The 3802-nt window shown below is 51.5% G+C and carries 3 protein-coding genes; 2 read left to right on the top strand and 1 reads right to left on the bottom strand.

Annotated features, from left to right (window positions below; genetic code table 11):
* Positions 1-117: 117 nt before the first annotated feature.
* The gene (locus DSD30_RS21415) at positions 118-618 is read left to right on the top strand and encodes an EAL domain-containing protein (protein WP_114011792.1); all 501 of its coding nucleotides are present in this window, start codon (positions 118-120) and stop codon (positions 616-618) included.
* 413 nt (positions 619-1031) lie between these two features.
* Here the strand turns inward: DSD30_RS21415 and DSD30_RS21410 are convergent, their stop codons facing one another.
* Complete coding sequence (locus DSD30_RS21410; protein ID WP_114011791.1) at positions 1032-3098, bottom strand: methyl-accepting chemotaxis protein; 2067 nt, start codon at positions 3096-3098, stop codon at positions 1032-1034.
* A 502-nt stretch (positions 3099-3600) separates the two neighbouring features.
* Here DSD30_RS21410 and DSD30_RS21805 point away from each other — a divergent pair.
* Positions 3601-3802: site-specific integrase (locus DSD30_RS21805; RefSeq protein ID WP_483458437.1), on the top strand; the 202-nt coding region annotated here is incomplete at its 3' end.

The raw sequence follows: 3802 nt of genomic DNA, 5'->3' as shown, positions 1-3802 counted from the left end.
TGAACCCGTAATTGTCACCTCCAACCCATTCCAAAAATAAAGGCATTCTTCGCGCACTTCATGCGCAACGATGAACTGCGGCCAAAATCACAGGCAGAAAATGGGGCAACCTCATGAATGAGATGGGCTAAACTGGACTTTGAACTCACCGAGAGCGCCTTGGTGGGAGATCTTGAAGAAGCAACAGAAAAAATGCTTGCTCTGAAAGAGATCGGCATTCGTTGGTCTTTGGATGACTTCGGCACTGGTTATTCTTCGCTAAGCTTCCTCAAGCACCTTCCGTTGGACCAGTTGAAGATTGACCAATCGTTTGTGCGAGATATGCAAACTGACGAGAGAAGCTCAGCTATCCTCGATACAATCATTCACCTGGGCCAAACACTCAAATTGGATATTATTGCGGAGGGCGTTGAAGAAGAGAGCCAGCTTCTCATTCTGCAGCAAGCTGGATGCGTCCATTTTCAAGGATATCTATTCAGTCGTCCTGTTCCAATTGAGGTTCTAGACGATCTGATTGCAAGTTCCTTCCCTCATAATGGTAAGAACGAAATTTCCCATGCAGGCTTGCTTCAAGAACGTATTCCTATACCACTAGAGTTTTCACGCGCGACCGCTTGAATCATGCCCTCATGATGCATATTGGTAAACCCAATTATGCCGAAAAGCCTGCATACAGACAATTCGGCTAATGAATGCGTGTCATTTGATTAAAAGAAGGGAAAGTCCCAACATGCTGCGCTTCGCTCCAACGACAGGAATGGGGAAACTAGCCTATAGCATATGCTAGCCAACCAATGTCTGGTTTGGGACGCGTTTGCCGATCTAGCTTTGTTGCGGCTGCGAAGATACTACCAATTTCAATGTCCACCTTGGGCTCGAACCCGACTGATGCGGTGCATCATTGCCAGAAATTGCGCATCTGGGGGCGTGACTGGCATTCGCGGCCCTTAGGAGGCACTCGATTGTCTGCGCCTACTGAAGGGCATCCTCCCAATCGCAGCCGTTCGAACGAGGTGCGACATTTTCGGAGATCAAGCCGCTGACGCGCCAATTTGGGCCAATTTGGCCAATTGCTCATTGATGTCATGGGTCGCCTGAACCTGCGTTTCCACAATGTCGCTGAGTTCGCTCAGCGTCTTGTCGATGCCGTCAGGATCGGAGATCATGTCGTCAATTTGCTGGATGGTCGATTTGTAGCGTTCGCCCTCATTCACAAACCGGTCCCGTGTCCGTTCGATCAATTGCCCCAGATTGGACAGGGATGTCTCCATGTCCCCAATGCTTTCTTCTGTATGGGTGAGGGTGGATTTGGTGTCGCCCGCCAACTGCTTGACCTCGGAGGCAACCACAGCAAAGCCGCGGCCCGCTTGCCCCGCTCTGGCGGCTTCAATGGTGGCGTTCAGGGCGAGCAGATTGGTTTGACCCGTAATCCCGTCGATAATCGACAGGATTTCCCGCAATCCGGCCATCGCGCTGGAGAGCTGCTCGAACTGGTTCGCCAGATCCGCTGCATCATCCATCTGGCTTGATTGCTTCTGGCCCTGCTCCTGCTTGTCCGAGACGCCCGAAATGGAACTACGAATGGAATAGAGCGAATCGCGCATATTCCGCGTGTTGCTAAGAACGGCCTGAATTTCGCTCATGTGATTAAGGCGCTCGCTCATCGCCGTGATAATCTCATTCCTCAGGTCATTGACCATATTGGCCCCGGCAAGCTGGCACTTTGTGAAATAGTTGTTGTAGCGGGAATAGTGGGTCGTGAAATTATCGAGATATTTGTCTTCATGCTTGCCGTCGCGATCGTCGAAAAACACAATCGCCGAGAGGGTTTCGTTGACATTGATGCCGAACAATTCACCGAATGTCGAAAAGCCAGCCACAGGGCAATTCCAAAGATCGGACAGGCTGTTGGTCTTTTGCTGATTGTTGAGCCGACGCAAAATGCAGTCATTGAGAATGGCTCCCAGCGGCTTGGATTTGCCCTGCATGAAGGCCTGCAAATCGCTGCGGGTCTGCTGGGTGAAATCCGTTGCCTCCAGCAGGAACAACTCGTCCCCGGTATTGACGTCGCAATAAAAGGCGATTTGCTCGGCCTCTGGCTGAATGGCAGCAACCGAACGAACAAAGATTTCACCATCCAGCTCGATGCCGAAGGATTTCCCCGCGAGCTTCTCCGCCAGCTTGGTCACGGGGACATTGAAATGACGAGCCAGGCTTTCCGTCATCGGTTCCAGATCCCCCGTCTTGCGGTTGACCACGCTATGAACCACCCGGAGATCAGGATTGGCATCGGCAATCAGGAAGGAATGCGCCGACTTCTTGAAATTCTGGCTTTTGAAGACCCCATAGCGGCGCCCGGCGGCCACCTTGACAAACACAATCACCGCATGATTTTGCAGGACTTGGGTGCCATTGGCGATCTTGGTTTCAACAAAATCCAGCTTGCCGCCGGCCGATCCGCCGATAAACAGGCAAGGGAAGCGCCCGGACTGATAGACGCCTTCCATCAGATAGTTTTCACTGGCCGATAAGCCATCAATGAAAGTGAGCGCAAACACCTCTTCCGGACGAATGGTGAAGGGCACCTTCAGGCGTTCAACATCCTTGGCAATCGCGTTAATGCGGTCCGACCGCTTGCGGGTTGGCTTGCCCGAACGAATATCATCATTATGCAGCGCGACGGTATGGATCGACACATCACCAATAAGATCTGGTGGGAAAATCTGCAAGGTGAGGGTCTTCCAGTTGCCGGAGGCATCACGATAAAGCTGGCGATCGGAGCAATTGCACAATTCCCCTGCCGTCGTGACGCAAATCAGCTTGGTGGTCCCGCACAGAGCATTCAGCTTGCGGACCGTCGCGTCAAAATCCAGATGCGGAGAAATGAAAGCCGTTGCCAGCTTCGCCTGCTGGCCGTCAAAGAGGAAATCCTCCTTGGTCAATCCAGACAGATCACCAGTGCTTTCCTTGATCCGGAGCGTGTTCACTTTGTCTTCAAATGGTACCTCGGTGGGTGTCGCAAGGACGGGATCGGATGAAATGTCGGATTTGCGATCTTCAGTCGGGCTGAACTTCTTGAAAAAGCTTGCGATTGCCATAGTCTCTCTCCACCAAATCGGGCTTTAAGAACGATGACAGTCATCTTTTAAGTAATAATTAAATTTCGAATATACGAATATTGTTCCTAATGTCCAAAACGGCCCATACCGGACACTCGGCTGGCACTAAATCCCAGAAGCCAGCTTCCCTATTGCGGCCATTCGAACGTAGTGCAGCATTTTCGGGTACTGGGAGACAGATGAGTGGACTAATTTGCCGTATGGAAGCAAGGCTAACCTGCCATTCGAACGAAATGAAGCTTAATGGGCGGTGCTGTATACCGGCACGCGCAAAGGTGCCATTCTTAAGCTGGGGTGGGGAAAATCTGACCACGCAGGGCATATCGATTTAGAACAGGGAATTCTCTAACGCGCTGGTAGCGGAGAACTTCAAACGAAAAAGGAACGCACACCAGCCCGTCTTCCGAGGCAACTCGCTCTGCATGCGCGTTTGTGGCGCGAAAACCGCCCGAACTATGTTGTTGCCTATCATGGGACGAAAGTGGAAGACATCAAAACGGCTTGGGCTCGGATTTGTCGCGATGCCCAAATAGAAGGTATTACTCGCCATACCCTGAAACACACGGCAATTACTTGGGCGATGCAGAAAGGTTCATCTCCGTCTGATGCAGCAAGCTTCTTTGCAACGTCAATCAGGACTATCGAGGACGTCTATCTGCATCATCATCCAGATTTCCAAGGCT

The organism is Cohaesibacter intestini (genome assembly GCF_003324485.1).
Lineage (GTDB): Bacteria > Pseudomonadota > Alphaproteobacteria > Rhizobiales > Cohaesibacteraceae > Cohaesibacter > Cohaesibacter intestini.
The sequence above is the reverse complement of the archived record's forward strand: the minus strand, read 5'-3'. Positions and strand labels throughout refer to the sequence as shown.

Excerpts from the sequence above, each read along its gene's own strand:
- DSD30_RS21415 (WP_114011792.1), top strand. The coding sequence starts at position 118 with ATGAGATGGGCTAAACTGGACTTTGAACTCACCGAGAGCGCCTTGGTG.
- DSD30_RS21410 (WP_114011791.1), bottom strand. The coding sequence starts at position 3,098 with ATGGCAATCGCAAGCTTTTTCAAGAAGTTCAGCCCGACTGAAGATCGC.